The sequence below is a fragment of the Cognatiyoonia sp. IB215182 genome, assembly GCF_033963905.1.
Classification (GTDB): Bacteria; Pseudomonadota; Alphaproteobacteria; order Rhodobacterales; family Rhodobacteraceae; genus Yoonia.
The window spans coordinates 82,500-98,525 of the sequence record NZ_JAXBMB010000007.1 but is presented as its reverse complement, the minus strand read 5'-3'; the positions used below and the strand labels follow the sequence as shown (position 1 = coordinate 98,525).

Below are 16,026 nucleotides of genomic sequence, written 5' to 3'. Positions count from 1 at the left end.
CAGCTGATCCGATCGGGGAGATTACAAATCAGGTTTTCTTCTTATCAGTCATTCAACATGCATAGGTTGAATACCGAGTCTACGAAAGAAGAATCTAACCCTGCAAAGCCCTTACCCCCACATCGCCCTCTTCCCGCGCTTGCATGGCCAGCACGGCGGCGTGGGCGGCGGCGGCGGTCGTGAAGTAGGGGATTTTGTCGTAGAGGGCGACGGCGCGGATGTCTCGGCTGTCTTCGACCGCCTGGGCGCCCTCGGTCGTGTTGAAAACCAGCGCGATATGCCCGTCTTTCAGCCGGTCGACGATGGTCAGCCCGCCCTCATAGACCTTGTTTACCACTTCGCAATCAATCTGGTTTTCACTGAGCCAGGCAGCGGTGCCGCGGGTGGCCACGATGGCGAAGCCCAGTTTCAGGAGCATTTGCGCCGCTTCCAGCATCTGCGCGGTTTTGTCCGCGTCCTTGATCGAGATAAACACCGTGCCCGCGTCGGGCAGGTTGGTGCCTGCGCCCAGCTGCGCCTTGAGGAACGCGCGGGGGAAGGACCGGTCCCAGCCCATGACCTCTCCAGTTGACCGCATTTCGGGGCCGAGGATCGTGTCGACGCCGGGGAAGCGGGCGAAGGGCAGCACGGCCTCTTTCACCGAAAACCACGGGGTTTTCGGGTCGGCGAGGGTGAAGGCATCGCCCAGGGGTAGGACGGTCATCGGGTCCTCGGCGGGCGGGTAGGGTTCGCGCAGGGGGAAGTTTGACAGCGGCTCCCCCGCCATCAGCCGCGCGGCGATGGAGGCGATGGCTGAGTCCGTCGCCTTGGCCACGAAGGGCACGGTGCGGGAGGCGCGGGGGTTGACCTCGATCAGGTAGACGGTTTCGTCCTTGACGGCGAATTGCACGTTCATCAGGCCCACGACGTTGAGCGCTTTGGCCAGCGCCTCGGTCTGTTGCCTGATCTCGGCGATCATGGCGTCGGAGAGCGAGTAGGGGGGCAGCGAACAGGCGCTGTCGCCGGAATGCACGCCGGCCTCTTCGATATGCTGCATGATGCCGGCGACGTGGGTGTTTTGGCCGTCCGAGAGGCAGTCCACATCGACCTCAACCGCGCCAGAGAGGTAGCTGTCGAGCAGGACGGGGCTGTCGCCCGAGACGACGACGGCGTCGGAGATGTAGCGTTCCAGCTGGGTCTGATCGCGGACGATCTCCATCGCCCGTCCGCCGAGGACGTAAGACGGGCGGATGACAAGGGGGAAGCCGATTTCGTTCGCTATTTCAAGTGCTTCGGCGTCTGTGGAGGCGATGCCGTTTTTGGGTTGCTTGAGGCCGAGTTTCTGCACGAGTTGCTGGAACCGCTCCCGGTCTTCGGCAAGGTCGATGGCGTCGGGCGTGGTGCCGAGGATGGGGATGCCCGCGTCGTTCAGCGCGTTGGCGAGTTTCAGCGGCGTCTGCCCGCCGAACTGGACGATGACGCCATGCAGCGTGCCGTTTTCCTGTTCGACCCGCAGGATTTCCATGACGTGTTCGAAGGTGAGCGGTTCGAAATAGAGCCGGTCGGAGGTGTCATAATCGGTGCTGACCGTTTCGGGATTGCAGTTGATCATGATCGTCTCGTAACCCTGATCGGTCAGGGCGAAACAGGCGTGACAGCAGCAATAATCGAACTCGATCCCCTGCCCGATCCGGTTGGGGCCGCCGCCGAGGATGACGACCTTATTGCGGTCGGACGGCCGCGCCTCGCATTCCGCGTCGCCCATGACCGGGGTTTCGTAGGTGGAATACATGTAGGGCGTCTGCGCCTCGAATTCGGCGGCGCAGGTGTCGATGCGTTTGAAGACGGCATTGACCCCAAGGTTGCGACGAGCGCGGCCGATCTGATCCTCATCCCGGCCGGTCAGCGTGGCGAGACGGGCATCGGTGAAGCCCAGCATTTTGACCCTGCGCAGCCCGTCTTCGGTGACTGGCAGACCGTTGACCGCGATTTCGGCCTCGGCCTGGATGATCTCGCGGATACGGGCCAGGAACCAGGGGTCGAATTTGGTGACGGCGTGGATGTCATCGTCCGACAGGCCGTGCCGCATCGCTTGCGCGATGACGCGCAGGCGGTCGGGGGTTTGCTTGGCCAGGGCCTTGGTGATGGCGGCGGTGTCGGGGGCGCCGGGGATGGCGATCTCGTCAAAGCCGGTGAGGCCGGTTTCCATGGAGGCGAGCGCCTTTTGCAGAGACTCGTGGATGGTGCGACCAATGGCCATCGCCTCCCCCACGGATTTCATGGCGGTGGTCAGGTAGGGTTCTGAGCCGGGGAATTTTTCGAAGGCGAAGCGGGGGATTTTGGTGACGACATAGTCGATGGTCGGCTCGAACGAGGCGGGCGTGACGCCGGTGATGTCGTTGTCGAGTTCGTCGAGCGTATAGCCGACGGCGAGTTTCGCGGCGATCTTGGCGATGGGGAAACCAGTGGCCTTGGAGGCGAGTGCAGATGAGCGGGAGACGCGGGGGTTCATCTCGATTACCACCATGCGCCCGTCATCGGGGTTGACGGCCCATTGCACGTTGGACCCGCCTGTTTCCACCCCAATTTCGCGCAGCACGTTGATACTGTGCGTGCGCATGATCTGGTATTCTTTGTCCGTCAGCGTTAGCGCCGGGGCGACAGTGATCGAGTCGCCCGTATGCACGCCCATCGGGTCGACGTTTTCGATGGAGCAGACGATGATGGCGTTGTCGGCTTTGTCGCGGACGACCTCCATCTCGAACTCTTTCCAGCCGAGCAGGCTTTCATCGACCAGGATCTGACCGACGGGCGAGGCATCCATGCCGGAGCGGCAGTAATACTCGTATTCCTCGCGGTTATAGGCCACGCCGCCGCCGGTGCCGCCGAGGGTGAAGGCGGGGCGGATGATGGCGGGCAGGCCGATCTCTTCGAGGGCTTCAAGTGCGAGTTTGACACCGGCGTCAAGGTCGCCATCTGGGGCGGTTACGATGGTGGCCTTCGGGTTTTCGATGCCGAGCCGATCCATCGCTTCGCGGAAGAGTTTGCGGTCTTCGGCCATTTCGATGGCTTCGCGCTTGGCGCCGATCATCTCGACCTCGAATTTCTCGAGCACGCCCATATCGGCAAGGGCAAGTGAGGTGTTCAGGCCAGTCTGTCCGCCCATGGTAGGCAGAAGGGCGTCGGGCCGCTCCTTTTCGATGATCTTGGCGACCACTTCCGGGGTGATCGGTTCGATATAAGTGGCGTCGGCCAGTTCCGGATCAGTCATGATCGTGGCGGGGTTGGAGTTGACGAGGATGACGCTGTAGCCTTCCTCTTTGAGTGCTTTGCAGGCCTGCGCGCCAGAGTAGTCGAACTCGCAGGCCTGACCGATGATAATGGGCCCCGCGCCAATGATCATGATCGACTGGATGTCGGTACGTTTTGGCATGGCAGCGCCCCTCAAACTTGCAAATTGTTGGGGGTTATAGGCATGGCGCGGTCATGCGCAAGGGGGGCTTTGGATTTCTGGAAATCTGATGTGGGGAGGGTGATTTGATCTATGTCAAGTTAACCTGACATTAATTATGTCAATTTTAGTTGACATAATGGAGATTTGGCCATGCGCATCCTGTTTGTTCACCCGAATTACCGCTCTGGCGGGGCGGAGATTGCGGGGAACTGGCCGCCTGCTTGGGTGGCTTACCTGGCTGGTTCGCTGCGGCGCGCCGGGTTCGACGATATTCACTTTATCGATGCGATGACCAATGACATCGCGGATGCTGATCTGGCGGATCAGATTGCCGAGATCGCCCCGGATGCGGTCGGCGTGACCGCGATTACGCCGTCGATCTACAAGGCGGAGGAGGTTCTGCGGCTGGCGCAGGAGCGGGTGCCAGATGCGTTGCGTATGCTGGGCGGGGTGCATGCGACCTTCATGTATAAACAGGTTTTGTCCGAAGCGCCTTGGGTCGATGTGATCGTGCGCGGTGAGGGGGAGGAGATTCTGACCGAGCTGATGTGCGCCGTCCGCGATGGCCGTTGGCCCGCGGAAAAGCGCAAGATCCACGGGCTGGCCTTTGTTGACGGCGACGAGATTGTCGCGACCCAGGCGGCGAGTACGGTCAAGGATCTGGACGGGATCACCCCGGATTGGTCCATTCTGGAATGGGAAAAATACATTTACATCCCGCTGAACACCCGCGTCGCGATCCCCAATATGGCGCGCGGATGCCCCTTTACGTGTTCATTCTGCAGCCAGTGGAAATTCTGGCGCGATTACCGCGTGCGGGACCCCAAGAAGGTGGTCGACGAGATCGAAGAGCTGGTGAATGAGCAGGGGGTCGGGTTCTTTATCCTCGCCGATGAGGAACCGACGATTAACCGCAAGAAGTTCATTCAGTTCTGTGAGGAACTGATCGCACGTGGCCTGCCGGATAAGGTCAAATGGGGGATCAACACGCGGGTGACGGATATCTACCGCGACCGCGATTTGTTGAAATTCTATCGTGAGGCGGGGCTGGTGCATGTGAGCCTGGGCACCGAGGCCGCCGCGCAGATGAAGCTGGATCAATTCAACAAGGAAACCAAGGTCGAAGAGAACAAGACCGCCATCAGGCTGCTGCGCGAGGCCGATATTTTGGTGGAGGCCCAGTTTATCGTTGGGCTTGATAATGAGACGCCAGAGACGCTGAACGAGACCTACAAGATGGCCTGGGACTGGCAGCCGGACCTCGCCAATTGGGCGATGTATACGCCCTGGCCTTTCACGCCGCTGTTTCAGGAGCTCAAGGACAAGGTCGAGGTGTTCGACTTCAGCCGCTACAACTTCGTGACGCCGATCATGAAGCCGAAAGCGATGGAGCGAGGGGAACTCTTGGACGGCGTGATGAACAATTACAGGCGTTTCTATATGAAAAAGGCGCTGTTTCATTACCCATGGCGGGGGACCGGGTTCCGCAGGCGCTATCTGCTGGGTTGCCTGAAGGCATTCATGAAGGCTGGGTTTGCGCGGACATTCTATGATCTGGGCAAGGTGGGCTATACAGGGCCGCAGTCGAAGAACCGGCTTGATTTCCAATTTGACGAGACCCGCCAGATTGCCGAGGCGCAGATGGAGGATTGGGAGGCCGCGGCGGATCGTGCCGCGAAGGCCGCCGAACGGCGCGAGGCCATCCGGGCGCAGGGCAAAGCGCGCGCCGTCGAACGGAATGCCGCGTTCAAGATGCCCAATGGGGCAGAAGTGAAAGTGTGCGGCGGTGGCTCCGATCAAATGGAGGATGCCTGAGGATGTCCACAGCACATCGGGTCTGATCGGGCCAAACGCCATACTGCAATTGCTGCCGGTGCTGGAACAGGCCGGTGGCACGCGGTTACGGGATCAGATCATGTGGGCGGCCGGCGTTTTCGATCCGCCAAGCGATGCAGGGCTGATGCCTGAGGCGCCTGCTGCGCGTATCCATCAGGCCTTGCGCGAGATCGAGCCGGAGATGGCGTCCTCATTGGCGTGGGCGGCCGGTGTACGGACGGCGGAATACATTATGGCGCACCGCATTCCTGGATTGGCGCAAGGTCTTTTGCGGTTGTTGCCCGCCCCTTTGGCTGCGCCATTGCTGAGTAAGGCAATTGCGCAACACGCCTGGACCTTTGCAGGGTCTGGCAGATTTTCGGTGGCGGGAAAGCTGGTTTTCGAGATCGCCGACAACCCGATTGTCCGGGGTGAGCATAGCGATCGCCCGCTTTGCCATTGGCACGCGGCGGTCTTTGAAAAGCTCTTTTCGGAATTGGTTGATCCGAGGTTACGTTGCGAGGAAACGGCCTGTTGTGCGATGGGCGCGCCGGCATGTCGGTTTGAACTGACCCGGATGGGTTGACACGACGTGTGCAAAGGGGTGTACGGGGCGAACTGATTGACCCCGTTGAGGATACACGCATGCACGCCTACCGCTCGCATACTTGCGCTGAATTGACTGCCGCCCATGTTGGCGAAACTGTCCGTTTGTCGGGCTGGGTCAATCGGGTGCGCGATCATGGGGGTATCCTGTTCATTGATCTGCGCGACCATTACGGGATCACGCAGGTTTTGTGCGATCCGGATTCTGCGGCGTTTTCGGCTGTGGAGGCCGTGCGGTCGGAATGGTGCATCCGTATTGATGGCGAAGTGAAAGCGCGCGATCCTGAACTTGTGAACCCCAAGCTGCCCACAGGTGAGGTTGAGGTCTTTATTCGCGAGATTGAGGTGCTGGGTCATGCCGCTGAATTGCCGTTGATGGTGTTTGGCGATCAGGAATATCCGGAAGAGACGCGGCTGAAATACCGCTATTTGGACCTGCGCCGTGAGGCGATGCAGGAGAATATGAAGCTGCGGTCCGATGTTGTTGCATCGATGCGCAAGCGGATGTGGGATACTGGGTTTCGCGAGTACCAGACGCCGATCATCACGGCCTCTTCGCCGGAAGGGGCGCGGGACTTTCTGGTGCCGTCGCGTTTGCATCCGGGCAAGTTCTACGCCCTGCCGCAGGCCCCGCAGCAGTTCAAGCAGCTGATCATGGTGTCGGGCTACGACAAGTATTTCCAAATCGCGCCCTGTTTCCGGGACGAAGACCCGCGCGCCGACCGTTCGCCCACGGATTTCTATCAGCTCGATATGGAGATGTCCTTTGTCGAGCAGCAGGATGTGTTCGACACGATTGCGCCGGTACTGGCAGGTGTGTTCGCGGAGTTTGGTGGAGGTCGCAAGGTCGATGCGCCTGGCGATTGGCCGCAGATTTCCTATCGCGACGCCGCCCTATGGTATGGCACCGACAAACCTGACCTGCGCAATCCTATTAAAATGCAAGTGGTCTCCGACCACTTTCGCGATTCTGGCTTTGCGATTTTCGCAAAGCTGTTGGAGCAGGACGGCACCGAAATTCGCGCGATCCCAGCACCGGGTGGTGGGTCACGCAAGTTTTGTGACCGCATGAATGCCTTTGCGCAGAAGGAAGGGTTGCCGGGTATGGGCTATATCTTCTGGCGCGATCAGGGGCAGGGGATGGAGGCCGCCGGGCCGCTGGCCAAGAATATCGGGCCGGAGCGGACAGAGGCTATTCGTCAGCAGCTTGGCCTTGAGGTTGGCGATGCGGCGTTTTTCCTTGGTGGCAAGCCGAAGACGTTTGAGACCGTCGCGGGCAAGGCGCGTGTTGTCATCGGGGATGAGCTGGGCCTGACCGAGCAGGACCGGTTTGCCTTTGCCTGGATCGTGGATTTCCCGATTTACGAGACGGATGACGAGACGGGGCGCGTCGACTTTGAGCATAACCCGTTCTCCATGCCGCAAGGCGGTATGGATGCGCTGGATGGCGACCCACTGGATGTGCTGGGTTTCCAGTATGACCTTGCTTGCAACGGGTATGAGCTGGTGTCGGGCGCGATCCGGAACCACAAGCCCGAGATCATGTTCAAGGCGTTTGAAATCGCGGGCTATGGCGAAGATGAAGTGCGCAAGCGCTTCGGCGGGATGGTCAACGCGTTCCAATATGGCGCGCCACCTCATGGTGGTTGTGCGGCGGGCATCGACCGGATCGTGATGCTGTTAGCGGATGAGGCGAATATTCGTGAGGTCATCATGTTCCCGATGAACCAGCGCGCCGAAGACCTGATGATGGATGCGCCATCCGAGCCGATGAACGAGCAATTGCGCGAGCTGCGCCTGCGTGTGCTGCCACCCGAAAGCTGATGTATCAGGCATCGGTTCCGGTGGCGTTGCAGGCGCTTGAGCGCGCGCTTGTTTTGCTGGGCCATGCGACACCTCAGATGCTCAATGCGCGGCTGCATCCGCAAATGTTCAACTGCGCCGAGCAGTTTGAGATCACAGCCGGATTTGCAAGGCGCGCCACATTCCCTTTGATCGGTCGCGAGGTTGTGGAAGCTGATAGCGTGCTAGATCGCGATTCCCTACGTGGGCATTTGCAGAACACATATGCAGAGATTGCTGCGCTCACGCCGGAAGACTTTGTTGGCGCAGAGGATCGGCGCATCACGCACCGTGCCGGATTTGCCGATCTTGAGCAGTCCGCACAGGATTACCTGCAGCATTTTGCAATCCCAAACCTGTGGTTTCATCTCTCCATGGCGTTCGCCATTTTGCGGGCAGAGGGAGCGCCGGTTGGCAAGGCGGAATTCGACGGATTGCACGCCTATCCGCCCGGCTTTTCTTGGGTGGAATAGCGCCGCGACGCTATCCGACGAGGCAGAGTACGTGATGGCATGGCCCCGCCGCTTGCACCGTGGACCAGGTCCAGCCTTTGTCAGTCAATCTAAAGCGGTCCTGCCGCAGCAATCCGCGTTTGTACCATTTCCGACAAGGCAGCCACCTCCGGTTTAAGATTACCGCCTTTTGACTTCTGCGCCACCAGTTCGCGCACAGCCCGATCCAATGCCTCATCATTCGCGCTGCGGGCAACGCCGCCCAGAAACTGGGTGACATAGTCGATATTGTCCTGGTCTTCGTCTTTGAGAACCTGCGCGATGTGGTTCAGGTCATCGTGATAGGCGACGCTATCGGGGCGAATAACTTCATTATGGATCAATCGCGGGCCAGGCGGTTGCCGGTCAGCAGGCAAATGCATCAGGATCGCGTGCTGAAAGGCCGAGAGGTTATCGATGGGCTTGCCGATAAAGCCATCCGCACCCGCCGCACGCACATCTTCCTCGGCTGTTGTTTCGCCACTGATACCCAGGATCACCTCAATCCGCGGGGTTGCCTGCGCGAGCGCCTCTATCAGGGCAAGTCCCGACCCGTCCGGCAGGCCTACATCCACCAGCACAACCGTCGGTCGGTAAACGGCCAGATGCCGCCGGGCGGTTTGCAGGCTATCGGCCCGTCTGATCCGCGCGCCGGATCGCAGGCACATCAGGCGCATCGCCTCACTGGCATAGCGGCTATCCTCAACCACCAGAACGGTGACACCCAAAAGTGGCCGGTGTGCCGTTGGCGCACGCGCCCCAATCAAACCTGTCAAAGCATCCATCGCGATTCTTCCCTTTGGTTGCAGCCCCGACTCATTGAAAGCATCACAAGGTGAACAGTTCCTTAAGCGGATCATGCGTTGCACTTTTTGCTGCAGCGCGGCAGAGTGCGGCAAAGGGAGGATGTGATGATTGGACGCCTGAACCATGTAGCGATTGCAGTGCCCGATCTGGAGGCCGCGAGCGCGCAATACCGCACCATGCTGGGCGCAGATGTCGGTGACCCGCAGGATGAGCCGGATCACGGTGTGACCGTCGTTTTCATCACTTTGCCCAATACCAAGATTGAGCTTCTCTATCCCTTGGGCGAAGGCTCTCCGATACAAGGATTTTTGGACAAGAACCCGTCGGGCGGCATTCACCATGTCTGCTATGAGGTCGATGATATTCTAGCGGCCCGCGATCATCTGCTCGCCGAAGGTGCGCGTGTTCTGGGCGGGGGTGAGCCCAAGATCGGCGCCCATGGTAAGCCCGTCCTGTTCCTGCATCCCAAGGATTTCAACGGCTGTCTGGTGGAGCTGGAAGAGGTCTGAGATCTATTTGCAGCCCGTGCCGCCAATGCCGTCATCTCTGGCGAACGTATCTGCGAGGCAGGGTATGACGACGGGTGACGGGGCGGCCAGTATCGGCTCTTCAAGGGCGATCTCGGATGCGGGTCCGACAGGTGCGCGCGCCTCAATCACCGGGCTGCAGGCGGCGAGCATCAAGGCTAGGCTGATAAAAATGCCTCTCATGCGTCGTTATCCTTTGTCGTGTAAAAGTAGCCGCCTGCCCGGATGCGATGGGATGTTTCGCTTGGATCTTTGGCCGTTTCTTTCTTCATCGCTGCCGCGCGTGTGCTGAGGTTCTTGAACAGGTCCATCTGCGCGGTCTGATGCATGGCACGCAATTCCGCAACTTGATCTGCCGTCAGTTCGCCATAATAAACCGCTCGTTCGAAATGCGCCGGATCGGCACCCAGTACGTTGTCAGTGGCCGCATCGAAGTGATCGCCCATATTCTGCGTGAGATAGGCGAGTTGGTCGTCCGAACCCGCGAGCGGCTGGTAAGAGGCCTGCAAGAGGCGTACGGTCTGGGTCTCGGTGTCGACAGCCACAGCGCCCGCAGCTTCGAGCGCATCAAGCATCGTGCGTGGGTGGATATCCTTGCGGACAAGCCAGGCCAGCGCCTCGAATGAAGGGGTGGGGCCGTTCTTTGGCAAATCGCGGCCCATAAAGTCCGGTTCAGTCTGCCAGAGCGCCAGCAGGCGGGCGAGGTGATGGGTGCGCTGCTCTGGTTGGGGCAGGGCACGCAGCCGCGCGATGTCACGCCGTTGCAGCCCTGTCAGGACCGAAAGGCGGCTGTCGGTCACTTTGCCGTCTGTCATCCCCTTGGCCGCATTGACGTAATGGACCTTCAACCGCTCGGCCAGTTCCGGGAAGGGGATGCCGCGCGCCACCAACAAGCGGGCCAACGGAGCAAGTAGTCTGTCAAGCAGGTTCAGCATGATGTGCAATATGCACATTTTTCTTGACCGGTCCATCGGAATCAAAATATGTGTAAATTGCACATTTTTGGAGAGACCTATGTTAGAACCAAGGAAGATATTGTTGGGGCCGGTTGTCGCCTTTGCGCTGAGCGCTTGTTCCGGTGTGGCTCCGGGCAGCGGAACCTATTCCGGTGCGGCGGCGGTATTGCCGTCGCCAAGCGTGGCGCCTGTGGCACCAGAAGCCGCGATTGCCGCGCCCATCGTCCAGATGCCGCCAGCTGCAACGCGTGCGACCCCGCAAGCGGGGGTGGTCACGGCAGGCGATGTCGATGATGCGCTGAACCTCACCGACTTCCTGCGCTATCAAGGGCAGGCGGCACAGGAACTGGGCCTGCCAGCGGCGGCACTGCAGCGCCCTGTGCTGGCGCAGTTGCGCGGACCGGATGGCGCGCCTGCGCCGGGTGTCCGTGTCACGTTGCGTGCACTGGGGGCTGCGCGTCCTTTCTATGATGGCTATTCAGTGGTCGAAGGACTTCTGACCGTCTTTCCCGCGGCGCTGGGGCAAACCCGCCTGAATGCGGTTGAGATGCGCGCCTTTGTTGGCGACGCCGACCCGGTTGTGACGCAACTGCGGACCGGGACAGAACGCCAAACAGTACGGCTGCCATCTGCCGATGGCTGGGCGCCGGACTTTCTCGACCTCGTCTTTGCCGTCGATACGACCGGCAGCATGCAGGATGAGTTGGATTGGCTGGCGCAAGAGATTCGGCAGATCACGCGTGACGCGCAGCGGACCGTGCCCGGTGTGGATATCCGGCTGGGACTGATCGTCTACAAAGCGCCTGCGGATCCTTATGTCGTTAGATCGTACGGGTTCACCCGCAGCCCGCGTGAATTTGCCCGTTGGGTCCGGTCGGAACAGGCATCTGGTGGCGCGGGCGGGCCAGAGGTCGTGGCCGACGCGCTGACGGCGGCGGTGGATATGAACTGGCGGCGCGGAAGGGGGGAACGGCTCTTGTTCCAGATCGGGGATGAACCGCCGACCGAGGCCAAGACGGAGCTCTATTATCGCGCAGCCGCACGTGCTGCCGCAGAAGGTATCCAGGTCTTCAGTGTGGCGGCGAGCGGTGTGGACCCGCATCTGGAGTTCCTAATGCGGCAGGGGGCCGCAATGACGGGCGGGCGTTATGTGTTCCTGACCGATGATAGCGGGGTTGGGCTGGCCCATGCGGAACCCACGATCTCGTGCTACCAGGTCACGCGCTTGAACGAACTCTTGGCACGTATCCTGCGGTCCGAACTCAGTGGACTGCGGATTGAGGCGGCACCCGCAGATGTGATCCGTACTGTGGGCAGTTATCAGAACGGACGCTGTCTGAATTAATGTCGCAGCCGCGCGGGCGGGGCTTGCCCCGCCGCGCAAAGGGCGTATCTGTCACTAAACTGTGCTGAAGGAGACCGCATGGGCCCCGTATCCGCTATCGTCCTATTTGCCGTGGTTTGGGCCATGGTGTTCTTTGTCGTCTTGCCGTTGCGCCTGACGACGCAGGGGGAAGATGGCGACGTGGTGCCGGGCACCCATGCCTCGGCACCGGCGGATTTCGATCTGGGGCGCAAGGCAAAGGTCACGACACTTTGGGCGGTGCCCATCTGGGCCGTGATCGCCGGTACGATTCTGTCAGGTGTGATCACCGTGCGAGACATTGACTGGTTCGAGCGTATGTCGACGCCAGAGGTCAGCCGGGACTAAGCCGGTGGTAAAGGTGGGTGAAGGTTGCGGCACCCAGGATCGGGATGAACAGGTTCAATAACGGGATCGAAAGCGGCAAAGCCATCAGACATCCCGCCGCCCAGATCGTCCCATTATGCTGTTTGCGCAGCGCTTTTGCCCCGGCGCGCCCTTCCCGCCGCATGGCAGCGAGCTGAAAGTATTCTCGCCCCAAAAGAAACCCGTTCAGCGCATAGAAGATGGCAATCGCGGCAAAGGGGAATATGGCATAGGCGACAAAGGCCAGAATGTTGGCGCCGATGAGCACACCAAGGAAGTTGACGGTGTCGCGCAAGCCATCGCTGAAGCTGACAGGCGGTACTGCGGGCAATTGGGGATAGTGCTTGTCCTCGACCGCCTGTGCGACCTCGTCGAGAAAAAGCGAGGTGATGGCAGAGGCGACCGGGATCATCAGGAAGGCCGAGAGGATCAGCATCAGCCCCAGCGAACCCCAGCCCAACAAATCACCGATCCATGTGACCTCACCTATCCCGGGCAGAGTGATCGGTTCAGCGGTGAGCCATTCGATCAGCCACAAAAGCCCCGCATAGATGGCGACTAGCAGTGCGATGGTCAGGGCAATGCCGCGCCAGAGCACGCTGCGAAAGCGTCGGTCCGGCATTTGCGCCAATGCGGCGAAAAACGCGGTCAGGATCATTTATCGAGCCACGTCGTGATGGCCGCAAGATCGGGGCGGGGGCGCTCGGGCGGAGCGCTGGTTTCGGTGCCGATATGGATCAATCCGGCGACGGTCTCATGATCGGCGAGCCCCAACCCGTCACGGATAAAGTCCCGTTCATGGCTCGGCCAACCTGAGAGCCAATTTGCCCCCCATCCGGCCGCAAGTGCTGCATTCAAAAGCGCCAGACATACCGCCCCGGCGGAATAGATCTGTTCGATCTGCGGGATCTTCTCGGAGCGCTTTGGCGCGCTGATCACGGCAATAGCGAGATCTGCGTCCGCATACTGGGCCTGCGCCTTGGCGATCTTGTCCTCCTCCATCCCCAATGCTGCGCCACGCGCCCCGACCAAGGTGGCCAGCCGGGCAAGCGCAGGTTTTGTCAAGACGATAAACCGCCAGGGTTCCAGCTTGCCGTGATCAGGCGTCCGGGCCGCAGCCTTCAGAAGTTTTTCGATCGTGGCTTTGTCGGGCACTGGTGTCGTCAGCGTCTTTGCGGGGCGCGAGCGGCGAGTCAGAAGAAAGTCGAGCGCTTGGGGATTTGGGGCGGGCATACGAAACTCCTCCAGCCGGTCGAGGTCAACCTATGTGCAAGGTATGCGATGAACAACCCGCCTAATGGGACCAGTTCATTCAGCGATCGGGGCGCATATTTCGCGAGGTTCATCCGCACGACGTGCAGGTTCTGACAAGGATCAATGGCCGGGCTTTGGCTAGGCAATCAGTTCCGATGTTTGCAAACCTTACTTACTTCTTGACACCACGACAGTGGTGTTTCACGTTCCCTGCGGTTGGCATCATATATATTTGTTTTTAGGTAACTTTTAGTTGGAAATTCGATCACATACATCATTACGCGGAATAGCAGCGCTTCTTGTCGTGGTTCATCACTACCGGTTTTTGTTATCTGCAGAATTCCCTCCAGACTACTTCACATTGTTCTTTGATAATGCGCGCTATCTCGTCGATTTCTTCTTCATGTTGAGTGGTTTCATCATCGCGCATGTCTATTCGACGAACACAGGTAACATGGGTCGTTCCGAAATGGGCCGGTTCTACCTGAACCGATTGGCCAGGCTATACCCGCTACATGTCTTGACCCTGTTTTGGACATTGCTGCTTGCGTCATATTTCAATGGTGGGGTTGATAAATTCTTGGTCCCGCTTCTGCATAATCTGTTTCTGGTGCAGGCGTGGGGTTTGGAAAGTCAATATGTTCTGAATTTTCCAAGTTGGTCGATCAGTGGTGAGTTTGCGGCCTATCTTGTCTTTCCACTACTTGCGTTCATTGTACATCGCGGACAGCTCGCAGCTTTCGCATTGGCGGCTGTTTCACTCGGTGTAATCATCACCTACGACGTGCTCGTTCAGACAGAAGCTATCACGTGGGAACGCATCGCTCTTCTCAGGGCTCTACCTGGATTTGCTCTTGGTGTCATACTCTATTCGTTGCGACATACCGTGACCTCGGTTGAGGGAAGTGCCATCAGCATATTTCAAGTTGTTGCGGTCGCTTGCCTCGTTGGCCTGATGCATTTCGCGACGCACCTTTCGCTTTTTATTCCAGTATTCGGTGCCATCATTTTGCTGACCTGGCAGGATCGCGGAATGCTATCCGCGTTATTGGCCCATCCTTGGCTCCAGTGGCTCGGTGTTTTGTCGTACACGATATACATGATGCATATTCCAGTAAGAACGACGTGGTCATATGCTTGGCCAAAAGTCTCGTGGTGGGTGCCGGAAAGTATCGATGGCATCATGTTATTTACCACTTGCTTCGCGCTGACGCTGATTTTGAGCGCTTTCGTTTACCGGCTTTTCGAGTTGCCAGCCCGAAATGCGATCCGTTCGTTCCGTAGGCTGAAGACAACTTGAAGTTGCGGGTCAAGTGTAACTGTACGCCTTAGACAGAGACAGCCAGGATCGGCGCGGCGACCATTTATGCATTCTGAGTGCTACGGTCTCTTTGGCCGCTAGTCGGTCGATACTATGCATTTTGCTACCAGACGGCGCTCGCCATCTGCTCGACCCAGTTATCCAGAAACGCATCAAATGCCGTATCAGGCTGGCGCAGCGGGAAAACCTCGGCGAAGGGGTCGGGGGCGTGGATACCGCTGCCGGACATCTCTTGCAGCACGTTGTGTCCGCAGAAGGGAACGTAGGTTTCCGAATAGCCGCCCTCATGCACCATCACGAGCTTGCCGCCACAGATATCTGTGCTGAGTGTCATGACCTGCCGGGTCATTTGCGTAAACGTCTCGGCGGTCGCCAACATCCGTCCCAGCGGGTCATTGGCCGCCGCGTCGTAGCCGCAGGCGATGATCAGCACATCTGGCTTGAAGGCGTGGATTGCAGGCAGGGCAAGCCGCTCCATTGCGGCCAGATAACCGTTGTGTCCGGTGCCGGGGGGCAGCGGGATGTTGAGGTTGAAGCCTTCGCCGACGCCGCTGCCACGATCCGCGAAGGCGCCCGTATCCATCGGGTAGTTCCGGTCCTGGTGCAGTGAGACGGTCAGCACATCATCGCGGTCATAGAAAACGGCCTCGGTTCCGTTGCCGTGATGCACGTCCCAATCCAGCACGGCAAAGCGGTTGGCAAGCCCGGCGGCCTTCGCGGCCTCAATCGCGATCCCGATATTGTTCAGGAGGCAGAACCCGTTGGGGTAGTCCGGTAGGCAATGGTGACCCGGAGGGCGGGAGAGGCTGTAGGCGTTCTTGTGCGTTCCGTTGAGGACCGCTGCAAGAGCCGCCTTGGCAAGGCCCGCTGACAGGGCCGCGATTTCATACCCTCCGGGCCCGAACGGCGTGCGCCGGCCCAGTTCGCCGCCACCAGCATCGGACAACCTCCTGAACTCGCTGAGATAACTGACCGGGTGGACACGGAGCAGGTCTTCATGGCTGGCTGGGTCCGCCCCGTGGAAAGAGAGATCGCGGGCAAGACCCGTCACCTCGATCAGGTTTTTCAGCCGCCGCTTGGTTTCGGGGTTTTCGGGCAAGCCGCCGTCGAGGGGTTGCACGAGCCCGCCAATGGGAAGCATGCCCGCATAATTGCCGCCGCCATGCCAGAAACAGCGTTCGTCCCAGAAGAATCCTGTTGTCATAATCCGTCTCGATCCTTCGTAGTTCCTGCGGCGCAAGCTGG

The 16,026-nt window shown here is 59.6% G+C and carries 15 protein-coding genes; 8 read left to right on the top strand and 7 right to left on the bottom strand.

What is annotated here, in order from left to right:
- Nucleotides 1-94 precede the first annotated feature (94 nt).
- Complete coding sequence (gene carB, locus SLH47_RS15535; protein WP_320240524.1) at nucleotides 95-3,412, bottom strand: carbamoyl-phosphate synthase large subunit; 3,318 nt, start codon at nucleotides 3,410-3,412, stop codon at nucleotides 95-97.
- A 171-nt stretch (nucleotides 3,413-3,583) separates the two neighbouring features.
- On the opposite strand from carB, the gene bchE reads away from it, so the two are divergent.
- Genes bchE through SLH47_RS15515 form a run of 4 tightly spaced genes read left to right on the top strand, consistent with a single transcriptional unit; the run spans nucleotide 3,584 to nucleotide 8,169 of the window.
- On the top strand, nucleotides 3,584-5,248 hold the full coding sequence (gene bchE / locus SLH47_RS15530; RefSeq protein ID WP_320240522.1) for a magnesium-protoporphyrin IX monomethyl ester anaerobic oxidative cyclase: 1,665 nt from the start codon (nucleotides 3,584-3,586) through the stop codon (nucleotides 5,246-5,248).
- Nucleotides 5,241-5,834, top strand: a complete 594-nt coding sequence (bchJ, locus tag SLH47_RS15525) for a bacteriochlorophyll 4-vinyl reductase (RefSeq protein ID WP_320240520.1) — start codon at nucleotides 5,241-5,243, stop codon at nucleotides 5,832-5,834. The genes bchE and bchJ overlap by 8 nt, the downstream gene beginning before the upstream one ends.
- 59 nt (nucleotides 5,835-5,893) lie before the next feature.
- Entirely contained in the window at nucleotides 5,894-7,678 is a 1,785-nt protein-coding gene (gene aspS, locus SLH47_RS15520) for an aspartate--tRNA ligase (protein ID WP_320240519.1), read from the top strand.
- A complete protein-coding gene (locus SLH47_RS15515) occupies nucleotides 7,678-8,169 on the top strand; it encodes a DUF1993 domain-containing protein (protein WP_320240517.1) in 492 nt (163 codons plus the stop codon). The genes aspS and SLH47_RS15515 overlap by 1 nt, the downstream gene beginning before the upstream one ends.
- 89 nt (nucleotides 8,170-8,258) lie before the next feature.
- Here SLH47_RS15515 and SLH47_RS15510 read toward each other — a convergent pair whose 3' ends face one another.
- Nucleotides 8,259-8,972, bottom strand: coding sequence for a response regulator (locus tag SLH47_RS15510; RefSeq protein WP_320240515.1), 714 nt, complete (start codon nucleotides 8,970-8,972; stop codon nucleotides 8,259-8,261).
- Between the two features lie 126 nt (nucleotides 8,973-9,098).
- On the opposite strand from SLH47_RS15510, the gene mce reads away from it, so the two are divergent.
- The gene (gene mce, locus SLH47_RS15505) at nucleotides 9,099-9,503 is read left to right on the top strand and encodes a methylmalonyl-CoA epimerase (protein WP_320240513.1); all 405 of its coding nucleotides are present in this window, start codon (nucleotides 9,099-9,101) and stop codon (nucleotides 9,501-9,503) included.
- Between the two features lie 3 nt (nucleotides 9,504-9,506).
- Here the strand turns inward: mce and SLH47_RS15500 are convergent, their stop codons facing one another.
- Nucleotides 9,507-9,704, bottom strand: a complete 198-nt coding sequence (locus SLH47_RS15500) for a hypothetical protein (RefSeq protein ID WP_320240511.1) — start codon at nucleotides 9,702-9,704, stop codon at nucleotides 9,507-9,509.
- Nucleotides 9,701-10,456 (bottom strand): DUF6502 family protein, encoded by a 756-nt coding sequence (locus SLH47_RS15495; protein WP_320240509.1) that lies wholly within the window; start codon nucleotides 10,454-10,456, stop codon nucleotides 9,701-9,703. Before SLH47_RS15495 ends, SLH47_RS15500 begins: the two co-directional genes overlap by 4 nt.
- A gap of 79 nt (nucleotides 10,457-10,535) precedes the next feature.
- Here SLH47_RS15495 and SLH47_RS15490 point away from each other — a divergent pair, with 79 nt between their 5' ends.
- Both SLH47_RS15490 and SLH47_RS15485 read left to right on the top strand, forming a co-directional pair.
- Nucleotides 10,536-11,822 carry a vWA domain-containing protein gene (locus tag SLH47_RS15490; RefSeq protein WP_320240507.1) on the top strand — a complete coding sequence of 429 codons (1,287 nt, stop codon included), beginning with the start codon at nucleotides 10,536-10,538 and terminating at the stop codon, nucleotides 11,820-11,822.
- 78 nt (nucleotides 11,823-11,900) lie between these two features.
- Complete coding sequence (locus tag SLH47_RS15485; RefSeq protein WP_320240505.1) at nucleotides 11,901-12,188, top strand: DUF1467 family protein; 288 nt, start codon at nucleotides 11,901-11,903, stop codon at nucleotides 12,186-12,188.
- Here the strand turns inward: SLH47_RS15485 and SLH47_RS15480 are convergent.
- Nucleotides 12,175-12,864, bottom strand: coding sequence for an EI24 domain-containing protein (locus tag SLH47_RS15480; RefSeq protein WP_320240504.1), 690 nt, complete (start codon nucleotides 12,862-12,864; stop codon nucleotides 12,175-12,177). The genes SLH47_RS15485 and SLH47_RS15480 overlap by 14 nt on opposite strands.
- Complete coding sequence (locus SLH47_RS15475) at nucleotides 12,861-13,439, bottom strand: nitroreductase (RefSeq protein WP_320240502.1); 579 nt, start codon at nucleotides 13,437-13,439, stop codon at nucleotides 12,861-12,863. Before SLH47_RS15475 ends, SLH47_RS15480 begins: the two co-directional genes overlap by 4 nt.
- A 274-nt stretch (nucleotides 13,440-13,713) precedes the next feature.
- Between SLH47_RS15475 and SLH47_RS15470 the strand changes: the two genes are divergently transcribed.
- Nucleotides 13,714-14,760 (top strand): acyltransferase, encoded by a 1,047-nt coding sequence (locus tag SLH47_RS15470; RefSeq protein WP_320240500.1) that lies wholly within the window; start codon nucleotides 13,714-13,716, stop codon nucleotides 14,758-14,760.
- Between the two features lie 124 nt (nucleotides 14,761-14,884).
- On the opposite strand, the gene SLH47_RS15465 is transcribed toward SLH47_RS15470, so the two are convergent.
- Nucleotides 14,885-15,985 carry a class II histone deacetylase gene (locus SLH47_RS15465; protein ID WP_320240498.1) on the bottom strand — a complete coding sequence of 367 codons (1,101 nt, stop codon included), beginning with the start codon at nucleotides 15,983-15,985 and terminating at the stop codon, nucleotides 14,885-14,887.
- Nucleotides 15,986-16,026: the final 41 nt, after the last annotated feature.